This is a genomic window from Mesorhizobium sp. M7A.F.Ca.CA.002.15.2.1 (genome assembly GCF_003998715.1).
GTDB classification, from domain to species: Bacteria; Pseudomonadota; Alphaproteobacteria; order Rhizobiales; family Rhizobiaceae; genus Mesorhizobium; species Mesorhizobium ciceri.
Genome location: NZ_RZPI01000045.1, coordinates 1 through 16,082, shown reverse-complemented (window position 1 = coordinate 16,082; position 16,082 = coordinate 1). Strand labels below are relative to the sequence as shown.

The 16,082-nt window shown below is 62.0% G+C and carries 15 protein-coding genes and 1 pseudogene; 13 read left to right on the top strand and 3 right to left on the bottom strand.

Annotated features, from left to right (window positions below):
• The 6 genes from ENZ74_RS05005 to ENZ74_RS04980 form a co-directional block, all read left to right on the top strand.
• A partial coding sequence (locus tag ENZ74_RS05005; RefSeq protein ID WP_206522257.1) for a prolipoprotein diacylglyceryl transferase family protein occupies nucleotides 1–289 on the top strand: 289 nt, incomplete at its 5' end.
• Complete coding sequence (locus tag ENZ74_RS05000; RefSeq protein ID WP_027162150.1) at nucleotides 286–1,374, top strand: class I SAM-dependent methyltransferase; 1,089 nt, start codon at nucleotides 286–288, stop codon at nucleotides 1,372–1,374. The genes ENZ74_RS05005 and ENZ74_RS05000, both read left to right, overlap by 4 nt.
• Nucleotides 1,375–1,479: 105 nt before the next feature.
• A complete protein-coding gene (pgeF, locus tag ENZ74_RS04995; protein ID WP_027162151.1) occupies nucleotides 1,480–2,274 on the top strand; it encodes a peptidoglycan editing factor PgeF in 795 nt (264 codons plus the stop codon).
• A complete protein-coding gene (locus ENZ74_RS04990) occupies nucleotides 2,274–3,425 on the top strand; it encodes a Xaa-Pro peptidase family protein (protein WP_013530004.1) in 1,152 nt (383 codons plus the stop codon). Before pgeF ends, ENZ74_RS04990 begins: the two co-directional genes overlap by 1 nt.
• A 43-nt stretch (nucleotides 3,426–3,468) precedes the next feature.
• Nucleotides 3,469–4,098: a hypothetical protein gene (locus ENZ74_RS04985; protein ID WP_063168841.1), complete on the top strand. Its 630-nt coding sequence runs from the start codon at nucleotides 3,469–3,471 to the stop codon at nucleotides 4,096–4,098.
• 237 nt (nucleotides 4,099–4,335) lie between these two features.
• Nucleotides 4,336–5,271 carry a ribose-phosphate pyrophosphokinase gene (locus tag ENZ74_RS04980; protein WP_013530002.1) on the top strand — a complete coding sequence of 312 codons (936 nt, stop codon included), beginning with the start codon at nucleotides 4,336–4,338 and terminating at the stop codon, nucleotides 5,269–5,271.
• Between the two features lie 12 nt (nucleotides 5,272–5,283).
• Here the strand turns inward: ENZ74_RS04980 and ENZ74_RS04975 are convergent, their stop codons facing one another.
• Nucleotides 5,284–6,168, bottom strand: coding sequence for a helix-turn-helix transcriptional regulator (locus ENZ74_RS04975; RefSeq protein ID WP_013530001.1), 885 nt, complete (start codon nucleotides 6,166–6,168; stop codon nucleotides 5,284–5,286).
• 151 nt (nucleotides 6,169–6,319) lie between these two features.
• On the opposite strand from ENZ74_RS04975, the gene ENZ74_RS04970 reads away from it, so the two are divergent.
• Nucleotides 6,320–7,561: an MFS transporter gene (locus ENZ74_RS04970; RefSeq protein ID WP_063170320.1), complete on the top strand. Its 1,242-nt coding sequence runs from the start codon at nucleotides 6,320–6,322 to the stop codon at nucleotides 7,559–7,561.
• A gap of 68 nt (nucleotides 7,562–7,629) precedes the next feature.
• Here the strand turns inward: ENZ74_RS04970 and ENZ74_RS04965 are convergent.
• Nucleotides 7,630–8,486 (bottom strand): annotated as a pseudogene (locus ENZ74_RS04965) (alpha/beta hydrolase).
• A gap of 151 nt (nucleotides 8,487–8,637) precedes the next feature.
• Between ENZ74_RS04965 and ENZ74_RS04960 the strand changes: the two are divergent.
• Nucleotides 8,638–9,066, top strand: coding sequence for a MarR family transcriptional regulator (locus ENZ74_RS04960; RefSeq protein ID WP_013529998.1), 429 nt, complete (start codon nucleotides 8,638–8,640; stop codon nucleotides 9,064–9,066).
• Nucleotides 9,067–9,109: 43 nt separating this feature from the next.
• Here ENZ74_RS04960 and ENZ74_RS04955 read toward each other — a convergent pair whose 3' ends face one another.
• A complete protein-coding gene (locus tag ENZ74_RS04955) occupies nucleotides 9,110–11,116 on the bottom strand; it encodes an EAL domain-containing protein (RefSeq protein WP_032808605.1) in 2,007 nt (668 codons plus the stop codon).
• Between the two features lie 295 nt (nucleotides 11,117–11,411).
• Between ENZ74_RS04955 and ENZ74_RS04950 the strand changes: the two genes are divergently transcribed.
• The 5 genes from ENZ74_RS04950 (at nucleotide 11,412) to ENZ74_RS04930 (ending at nucleotide 16,017) form a co-directional block, all read left to right on the top strand.
• The gene (locus ENZ74_RS04950; protein ID WP_013529996.1) at nucleotides 11,412–12,446 is read left to right on the top strand and encodes a methyltransferase; all 1,035 of its coding nucleotides are present in this window, start codon (nucleotides 11,412–11,414) and stop codon (nucleotides 12,444–12,446) included.
• 249 nt (nucleotides 12,447–12,695) lie between these two features.
• The gene (locus tag ENZ74_RS04945) at nucleotides 12,696–13,337 is read left to right on the top strand and encodes a 50S ribosomal protein L25/general stress protein Ctc (protein ID WP_013529995.1); all 642 of its coding nucleotides are present in this window, start codon (nucleotides 12,696–12,698) and stop codon (nucleotides 13,335–13,337) included.
• A gap of 23 nt (nucleotides 13,338–13,360) precedes the next feature.
• The gene (pth, locus tag ENZ74_RS04940; RefSeq protein ID WP_027162157.1) at nucleotides 13,361–14,086 is read left to right on the top strand and encodes an aminoacyl-tRNA hydrolase; all 726 of its coding nucleotides are present in this window, start codon (nucleotides 13,361–13,363) and stop codon (nucleotides 14,084–14,086) included.
• Between the two features lie 89 nt (nucleotides 14,087–14,175).
• Entirely contained in the window at nucleotides 14,176–15,279 is a 1,104-nt protein-coding gene (gene ychF, locus ENZ74_RS04935; protein ID WP_127312681.1) for a redox-regulated ATPase YchF, read from the top strand.
• 66 nt (nucleotides 15,280–15,345) lie between these two features.
• Entirely contained in the window at nucleotides 15,346–16,017 is a 672-nt protein-coding gene (locus ENZ74_RS04930) for an HAD family phosphatase (RefSeq protein WP_272482876.1), read from the top strand.
• Nucleotides 16,018–16,082: the final 65 nt, after the last annotated feature.

The window sequence follows — 16,082 nt, the reverse complement described above, 5'->3', positions numbered from 1 at the left end:
GCTTTACGAGGCGCTTCTGGAGGGCGTGGTGCTGTTCCTCGTGCTGCGCATCCTCACCCATTCGCGCCTTAAGCTGAAGACGCCGCGCTTCGTCGGCGGCGCCTTCATCTGCGGCTACGGCCTGTCGCGTATCTTCGTCGAGTTCTTCCGCGAACCCGACCAGCAGCTCGGCTATCTCCTCGGCACCAACTGGTTGACCATGGGCATGATCCTGTCGTCGCCGATGGTGTTGGCCGGCATCTGGGCGATGCTGACCGCCAAGCCGGTGGCACAGCCGCAGCCGGCATGACACGGCTGAAGACCCGCATCGTCGACCTGATCGAGGCCCTGGGGCCGCTTCCCGTCAACGAGTACATGGCGCTGTGCCTGTTCGACCCGGCGGACGGCTACTACACGACGCGCGAGCCCTTTGGTGCGGGCGGCGACTTCATCACCGCGCCGGAAATCAGCCAGATGTTCGGCGAACTGGTCGCCGTGTGGCTTTATCAAGCCTGGCTGGCGGGCGGCCGGTCGCGGTCGGCCACCATCGCCGAGATCGGACCCGGCCGCGGCACGCTGATGAAGGACATGCTGCGCACGCTGTCGCGGCTCGATCCTGACCTGGCCAACGGCGCCACCTTCGCCATGATCGAGACAAGCCCGCGCCTGACCGAGGTGCAAAAAAAGACGCTTGGCGTCACACCCTTCGCGGTTGGCTGGCACGAAACCATCGAGACCTTGCCGCAACAATCGCTGTTCATCGTCGGCAACGAACTGTTCGACGCCGTTCCCATCCGCCAGTTCATCCGCGCCGGCGCCGGCTGGCGCGAGCGCATGGTCGGCCTCGACGAGACCAACGACCTTTGCTTCTTCGCCGGCGCCGGCTCGGTCGACCCGACGCTGCTGCCCGCCGATGCCGCTCACGCGCCGCAAGGCGCGATCGCCGAAGTGGCACCTGCCCGCACCGCGCTGATGGCAACAATCGCCGAGCGCATATCCAGGCATGGCGGCGCCGGCCTGTTTCTCGATTACGGCCATTTCCAGCCGGGTGTCGGGGACACGCTGCAGGCCTTGCGCAGCCACGATCACGAAGATGTGCTGGCCAATCCCGGTGAGGCCGACCTCACGTCCCACGTCGATTTCGCCGCCCTTGCCGCGATCGCGCGTGCACATGGCCTCGAAGCCCATCTGACGACACAGGGCGACTTCCTGCTCGGCATGGGCATCCTCGAGCGCGCCGGCCGCCTTGGCGCCGATGCCGGTCAGGCGGCGCGCGAAAGGATCGCCGGCGACGTCGAGCGCCTCGCCGGGCCGCAAGCCATGGGCGAGCTGTTCAAGGTGCTTGCGGTGCTGCCTCGCGGCGTGGCGGTTCGGCCCTTTGCCGAGGCGGATTGACTTTTTACCGCCGCCCCTCCCAATCTCCCGTCCGCGCTTTGCAGCCTGTTCTCGACCAAGCACCTTCTTCTTGACGAAACCGCCCACACGGACAACAACGCCCGCATGCTGAATCAGACCAAACCGGATCCCGTTCGGTCGCCGCTGCTGGACGAGGCGCAGGCACAAGGCATCCGCCACGGCTATTTCACCCGCGTCGGCGGTGTTTCCGGCGGCATCTATCAGGGCCTCAACATCGGCACCGGATCGAATGACGACCAGACGCTGGTTGCCGAGAACCGCGCCCGTGTCGCTGCCTGGATGGGCGTGCCGGCAAGCCATCTGTTGACCGCCTGGCAAATCCATTCGCCCGATGTCGTCATTGCCAGGGAGCCCTTTGCCGGCGAGCGCCCCAAGGCGGACGCCATCGTCACCGATCGGCCGGGCATCGCCATCGGCGCCTCGACCGCCGATTGCGGTCCCGTGCTGTTCGCTGATGCGCAGGCGCGCATCATCGGCGCTGCGCATGCCGGCTGGAAAGGCGCGTTCACCGGCGTGCTCGAAAACACCATCCTGGCGATGGAAAGCCTCGGCGCCCGGCGCCAAAACATCGTCGCCGTGCTAGGCCCCTCCATCGGCCCGCGAAACTACGAGGTCGGCCCGGAATTCGTCGCCCGCTTTGTCGAATCCGACGCCGAAAACATCCTCTATTTCGCTCCGTCCGCCAATGCCGGCCATGCGATGTTCGACCTCAACCGCTACACGGTTGACCGGCTGGCCAAGGCAGGCGTGACGGCTGAGGGCCTCGACCGCTGCACTTACGCTGAGGAAGGCCTGTTCTACTCCTATCGGCGCACCACGCATCGCAAGGAGCCCGATTACGGCCGGCAGGTTTCGGCAATTGTCTTGGAGAGGGAATAATGGCGCTGCATTTTGAACGATCTGAATTTGACGCGCGGCGCGACCGGCTGATCATCGAGATGGCCGAAAAGAAGCTCGACGCCATCCTGCTGTTCGCGCAGGAAAGCATGTATTGGCTGACCGGCTACGACACGTTCGGCTTCTGCTTCTTCCAGTGCCTGGTGGTCAAGGCCGACGGTTCGATGGTGCTTCTGACCCGCTCGGCCGACCTGCGCCAGGCACGTCAGACCTCGATTATCGACAACATCGTCTTGTGGACCGACCGCAACGGCGCCAATCCCGCGGTCGACCTGCGCAATCTGCTCAACGAACTCGACCTGCTCGGCGCCCGCATCGGTGTCGAATATGACACCCACGGCCTGACCGCCTTCAACGGCCGCCGCCTGGACGAGCAGTTGCAGACCTTCGGCCAGATCGCCGATGCGTCCGGCATTGTCGGCCGGCTGCGCCTGTTCAAGAGCCCGGCCGAGATAGCCAAGGCCGAGAAGGCCGCCAATCTCTCCGACGATGCGCTCGACGCGGCACTGCCGCTGATCAAGCAAGGCGGCGACGAAGCTCTGATCCTGGCCGCCATGCAGGGCGCGATCTTCGCCGGCGGCGGCGACTATCCGGCCAACGAGTTCATCATCGGCTCCGGCGTCGATGCGCTGCTGTGCCGCTACAAGGCCGGCCGCCGCAAGCTCACCAAGAACGACCAGCTGACGCTCGAATGGGCCGGCGTCTTCAACCACTACCATGCGCCGATGATGCGCACGGTGCTGACCGGCAAGGTGTCGAAGCGCCATCAGGAACTGTTCGACGCCGCCCGCGCAGCACTCCTGGCTGTCGAGAAGGCGATGATGCCGGGCAACAGCTTCGGCGACGTCTTCGATGCGCATGCCCGCACCATGGAGGCACACGGCCTGACCAAGCACCGGCTGAACGCCTGCGGCTATTCGGTCGGCGCCCGCTTCACCCCGTCCTGGATGGACATGCCGATGTTCTACCAGGGCAATCCCGAACCGATCGCGCCCAACATGACGCTGTTCGCCCATATGATCATCATGGACTCCGACACCGAGACGGCGATGACGCTTGGCCGCACCTACCTGACCACCGAATCCCAGCCCAGGCCGCTGTCCCGCCATGATCTCGACTTGATCGTAAAGTGAATCCACAGTGGGAGGCGTTCTTCGCCAAGGAGTTAGAAGGCAAATGAGACGATCGCATGTGACGACCGTGTCATTGCTTGTGGCATTGGCTCTTGCCGCCTGCACCAACGCAAAGGACGTGCTCGAACCGTCGGCGATCACCCCGCCGGCGACGTCGACCCAGACGCTGCCCGCAACGTCAGGCAACACGGCGGCAACGGTTCCGGCCGGGCCCGCCACCAGCACGTCTGGCGCTCCCGCAACCGCCGCCGCACCGGTCACATCAGCCCAAAGCGCTGCCATCCTGTCGAAGACCCGCTTGCAGATCGCGCCGATCGTCGGCGCTTCGGTGGAAGCTGCGACACCTCTGACGGCGGAGTTGCAGACCCGTGCCAGGCAGCGCGGCATCACTCTCGCCGGCAGCGCCGACCAGACCGTGACACATGTGCTGAAAGGCTATTTCTCGACGATGTCGGAAGGCGCCGACACCACCGTCATCTATGTCTGGGACGTCTATGACCCCGCTGGCAACCGGCTGCACCGCATCAATGGCCAGCAGAAGGCTCCGTCGGTCAATTCCGGCGCCAGCGCGGGCGGCGACAGCTGGAAGGGGATCTCGCCGGCCACCATGCAGGCGATCGCCGACCAGACCATCGACCAGTTCGCCGCCTGGCTCGGCGGCAAGGCGGGCTAGAGGCATCGGACCCCAAAGTGGAGACGGTTTTGGGAAAATCCGATGCCCAATGAGAAGAAGAACCAGCACAAGTCCCCTGCTCCCTGTTGCAGTCCGGCGATGGCGCGGAGCTTTCTTGAGTTTAGCCGGCGGATTCCCGATCTCGGCGCTTGCAATACCAGCGCGGGCCGCTAAAAGCCCGGTTAAAGGGCGCAAGCGAGTCCGTCAGGCCTCATCATCCTCCACCAGGAACCGTGCATGAAACTCTTCGCGGGCAATTCCAACAGGGTGCTGGCCGAAGCAGTCGCCCGGTACCTCAACGTCCCGCTGGGCAAAGCCACGGTCAGGCGCTTCGCCGACCAGGAAATCTTCGTCGAAATCCAGGAAAACGTGCGCGGCGAGGATGTCTTCATCCTGCAGTCGACCTCGTTCCCGACCAACGATCATTTGATGGAATTGCTTATCATGATCGATGCCTTCATGCGCTCCTCGGCCAAGCGCATCACGGCGGTCATCCCTTATTTCGGCTACGCCAGGCAGGACCGCCGCGCCTCCGGCCGCACGCCGATCTCGGCCAAGCTGGTCGCCAACATGATCACCCGCGCCGGCGTCGACCGCGTTCTGACGCTCGACCTGCATGCCGGCCAGATCCAGGGCTTCTTCGACATCCCGACCGACAATCTGTTTTCCGTGCCGGTGATGGCCCGCGACGTGAAGGCCAAATACAAGCAACTCGGCAACGTCGTGGTGGTTTCGCCCGACATTGGCGGCGTGGTCCGCGCCCGTGCGCTGGCCAAGCGCTTCGATGCGCAACTGGCCATCGTCGACAAGCGCCGCGAACGGCCGGGCGAATCGGAAGTCATGAACATCATCGGCGCGGTCGCCGGCAAGGATTGCCTGCTGATCGACGACATCGTCGATTCCGGCGGCACGCTGTGCAACGCCGCCGATGCGCTGCTGGCCAACGGCGCCACCAGCGTCACCGCCTATATCACCCACGGCGTGCTGTCGGGCGGTGCCGTTGCCCGCATCAGCGGCTCGAAGCTGCAGGAACTGGTGATCACCGATTCCATCCAGCCGACCCAGGGCGTGCTCGACGCGCCCAACATCCGCGTCATCTCGATCGCCGACCTGATGGGCGAAGCCATCTCGCGCACGGCGACTGAGGAATCGGTGTCCAGCCTGTTCGACTAAACCCGCCTGCCCTTAAGGCGCGGAGCTTTCCAACCGAACCGGGCCGATCAGGCGACGAGCGACCTCGACGTTCTCGCGTGCGCCGCGCATATAGCCGCGCGGCGAGGTCCCCAGCATGCGCTTGAACATGGTGATGAAGGCCGGCACGCTGTCATAGCCGAGATCAAGCGCCACCCTGGTGATCGGCTCGCCGTCCGCCAGCCTGGGCAGCGCCGCGAACAGGCAGGCCTGCTGGCGCCATGTCGACAGCGACAGGCCGGTCTGGCGCTGGAAGGCGCGCGTGAAGGAACGGCGGCTCATGCCGGCTGCATCGGCCCACTCGTCGATGGTCGCATGCGGCGACGGTGCTGCGACGAAGCGTCGGCACAGCGCCGACAATCTTGGATCGGACGGAAATGGCAGCCCGAGAGGCCGTTCCGGCAAGGTCGGGATTTCGTGCAGCAGAAGGTTCATGATCAGCCCACCGCGTCCTTCCAGAACGCCGCCTTGCGGGAGCTTCTCCGATTCCACGATCAGGCTGTGCATCAGGTCGGTGACGCCGACGACGCGCAAGCCTTCGGGCAGCCCGGGGATCGCCTGTGGCATGACATAAACCGAACGCATCGAGACGTCGCCCAGCATCTCGACGGAATGCTCGGTGCCGGCTGGAATCCACATCGCGTGGTCGGGCGGCACCATCCAGCGCCCGTAGCGTGTCGTCACCAGCACCACACCGACAAGCGCATGCAAGAGCTGGCTGCGGCTGTGGCGGTGCTGTGGCACGCGGTAGCCGTCAGGATATTCGGTCGGCAATGCCACCGCCGGCCCGGCCACTTGCTCAAGCCACTGCCAGCGGCTCTCGTGCAACTGGCCGAGATTGGCATTGCCAGCGTGAAAGACTTCTTTGCCGTGCGGCATCTAGTTATGGCCCACTTGCGAAACTATTGGACCAAACCACGAAAGAAGTCGTCTCGCAAGCGGCTTATAAGGCACCGTCCCTAGGGTGGCCGCAAGGAGCGTCCGCCAGTTGCCTGCGGGCGTGCCCGCCAAAAAGACCACGGAGCCTACCTTGACCGATACGACAGCAGCCAGCGTCGCCCCACCGGCGAGCGCCAGTCACGCCTCAGCCCAGGCGACGGCCTTCACCGTCATCCTGGCGGTGAGCTTCTGCCACTGCATCAACGACATCATGCAGTCGCTGCTATCGGCCATTTACCCGCTCCTGAAAGAGAATTATGGCCTCGATTTCTGGCAGATCGGCTTGTTGACCTTCACTTTCCAGGTGACCGCATCCTTGCTGCAGCCGCTGATCGGCATGATCACCGACAAGCGGCCGATGCCCTATTCGCTGCCCTATGGCATGGCGTCGTCGCTGATCGGCCTGATCGTGCTCGCCTATGCCGGGCATTATTCGCTGCTGCTGATCGGTGCCTCGCTGATCGGCATCGGCTCGGCGATCTTCCACCCGGAATCCTCGCGCATCGCCCGCTTCGCTTCCGGCGGCCGCTTCGGCCTGGCGCAGTCGCTGTTCCAGGTGGGCGGCAATTTCGGCCAGTCCATGGGGCCGCTGCTGGCGGCCTTCATCGTCGTGCCGTTCGGCCAGACCAGCATTTCCTGGTTCGCCGTCGGCTCGCTGATCGGCATCATCGTTTTGTGGCAGGTCGGCGGCTGGTACAGCCGGCTGCGTGCCGCGCAGGGCACCCGCAAGGCGGCGAGCTTCGTTTCGCCCTTCCCGCGCCGCAAGGTGATGAATGCATTGATCGTGCTGACACTGCTGGTTCTGAGCAAGAATGCCTACATCGCCAGCCTCGCCAGCTACTACACCTTCTATTCCATGCATAAGTTCGGCGTTTCTGTGCAGATGAGCCAGGTCATGCTGTTCCTGTTCCTCGGCGCCTCGGCGCTGGGCATCCTGCTCGGCGGCCCGTTCGGCGACCGCTATGGGCAAAAGGCGATGATCTGGTTCTCCATCGTCGGCGTGCTGCCCTTCACGCTCGCCCTGCCCTACGCCAATCTGGAATGGACGATGGTGCTGACGGTGCTGATCGGGCTGATCCTCTCCTCGGCCTTCTCCAACATTGTCGTCTTTGCGCAGGAACTCGTGCCGGGTCGCGTCGGCATGATCGCCGGCATCTTCTTCGGCTTCGCCTTCGGCATGGGCGGCATCGCGGCGGCCGTGCTCGGCGTCGTCGCCGACATGAAGGGCATCGATTTCGTCTTCCAGATCTGCTCCTATTTGCCGTTTCTTGGATTGCTGACCGTGTTCCTGCCCAACATGAAGGAAGCGCGCAAGGCGCAGGCGGCCGCCTAGATCAGGCCTGAAACCCACGCAAGGAAAAGCACCCGCCAGACGGCGGGTGCTTTTTTCGTTCCAACGGCCTATGCTTTGAAGAAGGCCAGCAGGTCGGCGTTGACGATGTCTGCATGGGTCGTGGCCATGCCGTGCGGGAAGCCCTTGTAGACCTTGAGCTCGCCCTTCTTGAGCAGCTTGATCGTCAGCAGCGCCGAGTCCGCGATGGGAACGATCTGGTCGTCGTCGCCGTGCATGACCAGCACAGGCACGTCGATCGCCTTCAGATCCTCGGTGAAGTCGGTTTCCGAAAAGGCCTTGATGCAATCATAATGCGCCTTGGTGCCGCCCATCATGCCCTGGCGCCACCAATTATCGATGACGCCCTGCGATACCTCTGCGCCCGGGCGGTTGAAGCCGTAGAACGGACCTGATGGAACGTCGCGGAAGAACTGGGCGCGATTGGCTGCCTGCGCGGAGCGGAAGCCGTCGAACACTTCGATCGGCAGGCCGCCGGGATTGGCGGCAGTCTTGAGCATGATTGGCGGCACCGCGCCGATCAGCACCGCCTTGGCGACACGGCCGCCGGCGCCATACTTGGCGACATAACGCGCCACTTCGCCGCCGCCGGTCGAATGGCCGACATGGATGGCGTTCTTGAGGTCCAGATGGGCTGCGAGTTCCGCTACGTCGGCGGCATAGGTGTCCATCTCGTTGCCGATATCCGTCTGGGTCGAGCGGCCATGGCCTCGGCGATCATGGGCAATGACACGGTAGCCCTGTGACACGAAGAACAGCATCTGGGCGTCCCAATCGTCGCTGCTCAACGGCCAGCCGTGATGAAAGACGACAGGCTGCCCGGTCCCCGGTCCTTGTAGTAAATCTGCGTTCCGTCCCTGGTGGTGATCATGCCGCTGCCGGAGCTGGGTTTGGTTTGCGAGGTCATCTCAATCTCCTTCTGGTTACTTTCGCGATAAACAATATCGCGATATCGATATAGCTAACGCGGCCTAAAACCCTTGTCCACAAAAATATGTATCGCGATATCATTTTTCGTGGTATCGATTTGATGCCCACATTGGCAAAAGGAATGCGCCGTGCCTCTCCCGTTGGACAATCAGCTCTGTTTCACGCTCTATGCCACCAGCATGGCCATCAACCGCACCTACAAGCCGATGCTGGACGAGATGGGCATCACCTATCCCCAGTACCTGGTGTTGAACGCGCTTGGAGAGGCCGACGGCATGTCGGTCGGCACCATCGCCCATCGGCTCGCTTTGGAATCGAGCACCGTCACGCCGCTGGTGAAGCGAATGGAGCAGGCCGGGCTGGTGACCCGCCAGCGCAGCCAGACCGACGAGCGCCAGGTGCAGGTTGATCTGACATCAGCCGGGCGCGCACTGCTTGTCCAATGCAACTGCCTGAACGAAGCCTTGGTCGAACGCTCGGGCATGACGCTGACTGAGCTCGATGCGCTGAACCGGCAGATCCAGGCGTTACGCGCCGCGTTGACCGGCGACCGCTAGCACGGCTTGACGACGGCTAGCCAAACGTCGGAAGAGGCCACCATCATGCGGACTTAAGCACGGCAAATGGCCGTTTGCGCATGGCTCGCTTTGCCTGGAAACTGACGGCGGGAGCGGGACGGCCGACATGGAAGCCCTGGATCTTGTCTATGCCGAATTCGCGCATAAGGGCCATCTGCTCGTCTGTCTCCACCCCTTCGACCAGGATTTTGTGGCCGCGATTTCGAACCAGGGTGATAATGTCCTGCAGCATCGCCTTGCCGCTCGGGGAGCTGCAGTCATGCAGAAACGAGCGATCGATCTTCACCGTATCGAAATCGATCAGGCGAAGCCACGAAAGACCCGCGAAGCCGGTCCCGAAATCATCAAGCCAGATCTTGATCCCGAGCAGCTTCAGGTCGCTGATGCAGCGCAGGATGTCGGAGTGCATCTCCATCTCCAGCCCTTCGGTGATCTCGAAGGCCAGCCTGCTGCCTGCGACGCCGGTCTCGCCCAGAATGGTCGCGACCGACGTCGCGAAGCCCGGTGTCTTGAGCTGGATCGGGGAGACGTTGACACTGACGACACGGACGTGGTCGTCCGCCAGCAGTTCGGCGCACACTGTCCTTATCGCCCAGCGCCCGAGTTCCAGGATCGCGCCGGTCCGTTCGGCGACCGGAATGAACAGGCTCGGCGGAACCGATGTGCCGTCGAGCATCTTGAGGCGCATCAGAGCCTCCACCGCTTCAACCCGGTCCGATTTGACATCCTGGATAGGCTGGTAAACGAGTGAAACGAGATTCTGGCCGATCGCGATCTTCAGCAAAGCCGCAATGTTCTCGCTCTCGTCACTGCTTTGCGGGTCGGTTGGATCGAACAGCCGGGCACAATTTCGGCCGCCGGCTTTTGCCAGATAGAGAGCGCGATCGGCCTCGTGAATGATTTTCTCCAGCTTGGCCCCGGTCTGCGTCCGGGTGAATGCGGCGCCAACGCTTACCGTTACGATCGAGACGCCGTCGCGCCGCAGTTCGTGCGTCAGAGCCAGGTTCTCCACCGTGCTACAAATGGCTTCCGCAATGTCCAGGATCTGCTCCTTTTTCTCCATGCGAGCCAGGACGATGAACTCTTCGCCGCCATAGCGGCCGATGGAGCCATTATACTGTTTGATCATATCGCTAAGGGCATTGGCGACATGGATCAGGCAGCGGTCGCCTTCCTGATGGCCGTAGCAGTCATTGAACTTCTTGAAGAAGTCCACGTCGATGAGGATCGCCCCAAAGCTGGTGCCGACCTTTTGCCAATCGTTCCAGTAGTCTCGCAGCTTCTCGTCGATCGCGCGCCGGTTCTCCAGACCCGTGAGCGGATCGGTCCGCGACAACCTCAGCAGGGCCTTGCCGCGTTCGGTCGCCTCATTGTGCTGGATCTTGGCTTCCAGGGCGTTCAGGAAGACGTTGTAGCGTTCCTCATTCAGTTTCCAGTTCACATATGAGGTGAACGTGAAACAAGAAACATAGAAAGCCCCAAATACCATTTTGTATATGAGAGTTGAGGGAACAAAGTAATTTACGATATAAAGTATACATAAGATTATTGTCGAGGTTACGATAGAAAGCTTGAAATTGAATGTAAAGAAAAGATTGGCGCTCATCATGAATATGGTCCCAAAGACCATATAGTAAGAGACGCTTTCCTTGTCCGCGCCCATAATCGCCGGACACAGCCAACCAACATAGCCAAAGATGATGGCCCCGGCGCAGGTCACGTCGAGCCATTCCGTCCCGACGCCGTGGCGAAGCTGCGCTTCCAGGATCAAAAGCGCGCTCAAGCCGACCGCGAAGCGCGCCGTGATCGTATAGGCGGCCACATCCGGGATCAGCAGCAGATCCGTTGCCGAAAACAAGAGATAGATCGCAACTGCGATCCAAAGCCCTGGCCTGGCCTCCCCTCTTCGCGTCGCCCGGGCTTCGGTGCGGTAGAGGGCGCGAAGTTCGTCGGCCCCCAGTTCGTAGCGCGGCTCGTACGGCTCAGCGTCAACCGTATCGGCCAATGCGGATGACACGTGTTCGTTCATCACAATCGACCCCTTTTGAAAGGGATTTTGTTTTCCGAACTCATTTCCAGCTTCTGCCCCCACGCGGGCCGGCTCCTTGGGACGCGACGGCGATTGCGAACGCCGGGCAAACAAATGCAATCGCGCAAGACAAGTTTCCGTTAACTCGAACCCGGAATCCGGCTCGGAAACTGATTAACCAACGAACATGGTTGGCGGGAAATTAATCATAAACCTAAAATGCCGTCGGCCCGACATTGGCAAAGGGAGCATTCTACGCAATAAGTTAACCGACTGTTAACTATGGAGTGATGGCGTGCAGACCGTTCTTGATGGCAAAAGCTTGATTACTGCCGAGATGCTCGCCGGCACGCTGCCTCGGGGAAAGATCGAGCATCATGGCGAAGCGTTCGAAACCGCGCGCGCGGAGCTTGCCCTCATTCTCCACGCGACACAGCAGCAGGTCGAACAGGACAAGAACCCGGCCGAGATCGTCGGCCGCTTGCTGTCCTTCCTCAATGGCCTGCATTCCAAGGTTCATCCCGACGTCTGGCATGCGTTGATACCGGTCGCGCAGAACCATCCGATCCTGAAGTATTTTCTCGAGGATCCACTGACGCACTGGTCCTTCACCAAACCCAGGGGCTATTCCGGCGACGCGCAGTTGCTCGACTACATCTATTGTGATCCGCACGTGGCAGAGAGCGTGGCGAACGCCTCGGAGGTCGGCAAAGCACTCTATAGCCATACCCAGAACGTACCGTCATGCGTCGCGGCCCGGGAACGACGCGACCTCCTGACCCGATATGTCGACGAGATCGCGGCCAAGAACGGACCGGAAACCGAGGTTCTGGCGATCGCGGCCGGCCATTTGCGGGAAGCCAATCGTTCGGTCGCCCTGACGGAGGGCCGTCTCAAGCGCTGGGTTGCGCTCGACCAGGATCCCCAGAGCGTTGGGCTGATCTCGCGCGACTTCCAGGGCACCGCCGTCGAAGCCATCGACGGCTCGGTGCGAACCGTGCTCACGCGGGGCCACAAGCTCGGCAAATTCGACTTCATCTACGCCTCCGGCCTTTACGACTACCTCGCCCACAACGTCGCGGTGAAACTCACGAAGACCTGCCTGCAGATGTTGAAGCCGAACGGAACATTCCTGTTCGCCAACTACGCCGAGGGCACCCCCGACGCGGGGTATCGGGAGACGTTCATGGACTGGGTGTTGCTGCTGCGATCGGAGGTCGATATGTGGAACATCGTCAATGCCAGCGTCGACCGCAACACCGTCGAGGCGCAGGTATTCTTCGGCGAGAACCGCAACGTGCTCTATGCCGTCATCGAAAAGCGCGGATAGCGGCCGTCTGGGCTGCACCAGGCCGGTCGTGCCTTTGGCTTGCACCTCCGGCCGCCTTCCGCTATAGAGCCGCCACCCGCGTAGACACCCTTGGAGGCAACGCGGCGGAAGGCCGCCTTCCCGCATGATCCCGAAAAGTGGATTCCGGTTTTCGGACCAGATCATGCATGGGTATGTCGGCTTTCGACGTTTACGGTCCAGGCACTCTGCCCACCGTGAGCGCTCCAGAACAAACCGAAAGGAAATGCCATGAGCCACGACACTTACGAGCTCAAGGCCGAAGCACGCGAACAGGTCGGTAAGGGGTCCGCCCGTGCAGTTCGCCGCAACGGTAAAGTGCCTGCAGTAATTTATGGTGACAAGCAGCCTCCCCTGGCTATCGCGCTCACCTACAAGGACATCTACTACAAGATCCATGGCGGCGGGTTCCTGACCACGATCGCCACGATCGATGTCGACGGCAAGAAGATCCAGGTCCTGCCGAAGGACTTCCAGCTCGACCCGGTCAAGGATTTCCCTGTCCATGTCGACTTCCTGCGCATCGGCAAGGACACCGAAGTCAATGTCGACGTGCCTGTCCACTTCATCAACGAGGACAAGTCGCCCGGCATCAAGCGCGGCGGCGTACTCAACATCGTGCGTCACGAAGTCGAGTTCCACTGCCCGGCCAATGCGATCCCGGAATTCATCACCGTCGATCTCACCGGCGCCAACATTGGCGATTCGATCCACATCTCGGCGGTCAAGCTGCCGGCTGGGGTCAAGCCTGTGATCTCCGACCGCGACTTCACCATCGCGACCATTGCCGGTTCGTCGGCGATGAAGCCGGAGACGGAAGAGACGGCTGAAGCGGCTGCACCTGAAGCGGCTCCTGCCGCCGAAGAGAAGTAACTCTTTCACGCCCGGAGCAGGCGATGCTGCTGTTTGCAGGTCTCGGCAATCCGGGCGCGAAATACGCCGGCAATCGGCACAATGTCGGTTTCATGGCGGCGGACGCAATCGCCCGCCGCCATTCCTTTTCGCCCTGGTCGAAGAAATTTCAGGGCCTGATCGCCGAGGGCTCGCTCGGCGGCGAAAAAGTCGTCCTGATCAAGCCGCAGACCTTCATGAACCTGTCCGGCCAGTCGGTCGGCGAAGCGCTGCGCTTCTACAAGCTCGAGCTTTCCGCGCTCACCGTCTTCTATGACGAGATCGATCTTGCCGAAGGCAAGCTGCGCATAAAGACCGGCGGCGGCGCCGGCGGCCATAACGGCATCCGTTCGATCGATGGCCATGTCGGCAACGCCTATCGCCGCGTACGCATCGGCGTCGGCCATCCAGGCGTCAAGGAAATGGTCCAGCACCATGTGCTCGGCGATTTCGACAAGGCCGACCGCGAATGGCTTGACCCGCTGCTCGACGCGATCGCCGACAACGCCGCCATGATCGCCAAAGGCGACGAATCCGGCTTCATGAACAAAGCCAGTCTCGCCGTCCAGGGCAAGGCCGGGCCGGAGCCCGAAAAATCGGCACCTAAGCAGCCGGCGCAGAAGCAGCAAAGTCACGTCCGCCAAGCACGGCCCCAACAGCCCCTGGCCAAGCTGCCGGAAAGCGGTCCGATGGCCGCCATGCTGAAGAAGCTGTTCGGCGGCAAGGACTGAGCATCAAGGGAACCGAAGGGCTTGACGTTGATCACCCCTATCGCCCATAGCCCTGATCAAATTTCTATTTCCCGATAGGACCGGACAAAATGGGTTTCAAATGCGGCATCGTTGGCTTGCCCAACGTCGGCAAGTCGACGCTTTTCAACGCGTTGACCAGAACGGCTGCGGCGCAGGCCGCCAACTATCCGTTCTGCACCATCGCACCGAATACCGGCGAGGTCGCGGTGCCCGATCCGCGCCTGCAGAAGATCGCGGCGATTGGCAAGTCAAAGGAGATCATCCCGACCCGCATCTCCTTCGTCGACATTGCCGGTCTGGTGCGCGGCGCCTCGAAGGGCGAAGGGCTGGGCAACCAGTTCCTCGCCAACATCCGCGAGGTCGACGCCATCGTGCATGTGCTGCGCTGCTTCGAGGATGACGACATTACCCATGTCGAGGGCCGCATCGACCCGGTGGCCGATGCCGAGACGGTCGAAACCGAGCTGATGCTCGCCGACCTCGACAGCCTCGAGCGCCGCATCGTGCAATTCCGCAAGCGCGCCGGCAGCAAGGACAAGGAAGCGACGTCAGTGCTGCCGATGATGGAGGCAGCGCTAGAACTGCTGCAGGCCGGCAAGCCGACCCGCATCCTGCTCAAGGATATTTCGGCCGAAGATTTGCGCATCCTGCAGGGCCTGAACCTTCTGACCTCGCATCCCGTGCTCTATGTCTGCAACGTCGCCGAGGCCGACGCAGCCACCGGCAACGAGCACACCAGGGCCGTGGAAAAGATGGCGACCGCCCAGGGCGCCGGCACCGTGGTGATCTCGGCCGCCATCGAAGCCGAGGTCGCACAGCTCTCCGATGAGGAAGAGATGGAATTCCTGTCCTCGCTCGGCCTCGACGAGCCCGGCCTCAACAAGGTCATCCGCGCCGGCTACGATCTGTTGCACCTCATCACCTACTTCACCGTCGGGCCGAAGGAGACGCGCGCCTGGACCATCCATAAGGGCGACAAGGCCCCCCAGGCCGCCGGCGTCATCCACACCGATTTCGAGCGCGGCTTCATCCGCGCCCAGACCATCGCCTACAATGACTTCGTCACACTGGGCGGCGAAGTGGCGGCCAAGGAAGCCGGCAAGGCCCGCGACGAAGGCAAGGAATATGTCGTCCAGGACGGCGACATCCTGCTGTTCAAGTTCAACACGTGATTTGATGGAAGTCCTTCGAGACTGTCCGCGGGCCGGCTGAGCCGACCACCAGATATCAGGCCCAAAGTGTCGCCTATAAAGCTGATAATATTTGATTGTGACGGCGTCCTCGTGAACAGCGAGGAGATATACCAGGCAACCGAGCTTGAATATCTGGCGGCGGCCGGCATCACGTTCGAACCAAGCGCCTATACGCAAGCCTTCATGGGATTGTCTCCCGCTATGTGGCAGGCGAAGCTCGAAGCGATCGGCCAAGAGCGAGCCAAGCCGCTCTCTCCGCTCTTTTTTGAACAGCTTGCCGACCACACCAACGAACGCTTGCGTAAGAATCTGGCGGCCTTACCCGATGCAGGGAATGTGATTGGCCGGCTCGCCGCATGGAGATGTGTGGCGTCAAGCACGCCGCTGGCCCGATTGCGTTGGAAACTCGAACACACGGGCCTTGTCGACCTTTTCGATCCTAATATTTTTTCATCGGACATGGTCGTCAATGGAAAGCCGGAACCAGACCTGTTCTTGCATGCGGCGGACACGATCGGTGTTCATGCAAAGGAGTGCATCGTGGTCGAGGACAGCGTGAATGGCGTCCTGGCGGGCAAGGCAGCAGGTATGCGCGTGATCGGATTTACCGCTGGCAGTCATTGCACCGGCACTCATGGCGATGCTCTGTTGCGACATGGCGCGGATGCCCTCGTCGGCGCATACGAGGACTTGGAGGTCACTCTAGCCAGTCTTTAGATCGATCCGCTGACGCGGCTTCCGAGCCGCGAGGGCCGTCCCCCGGCCCGATTCGGGCTTGTCTT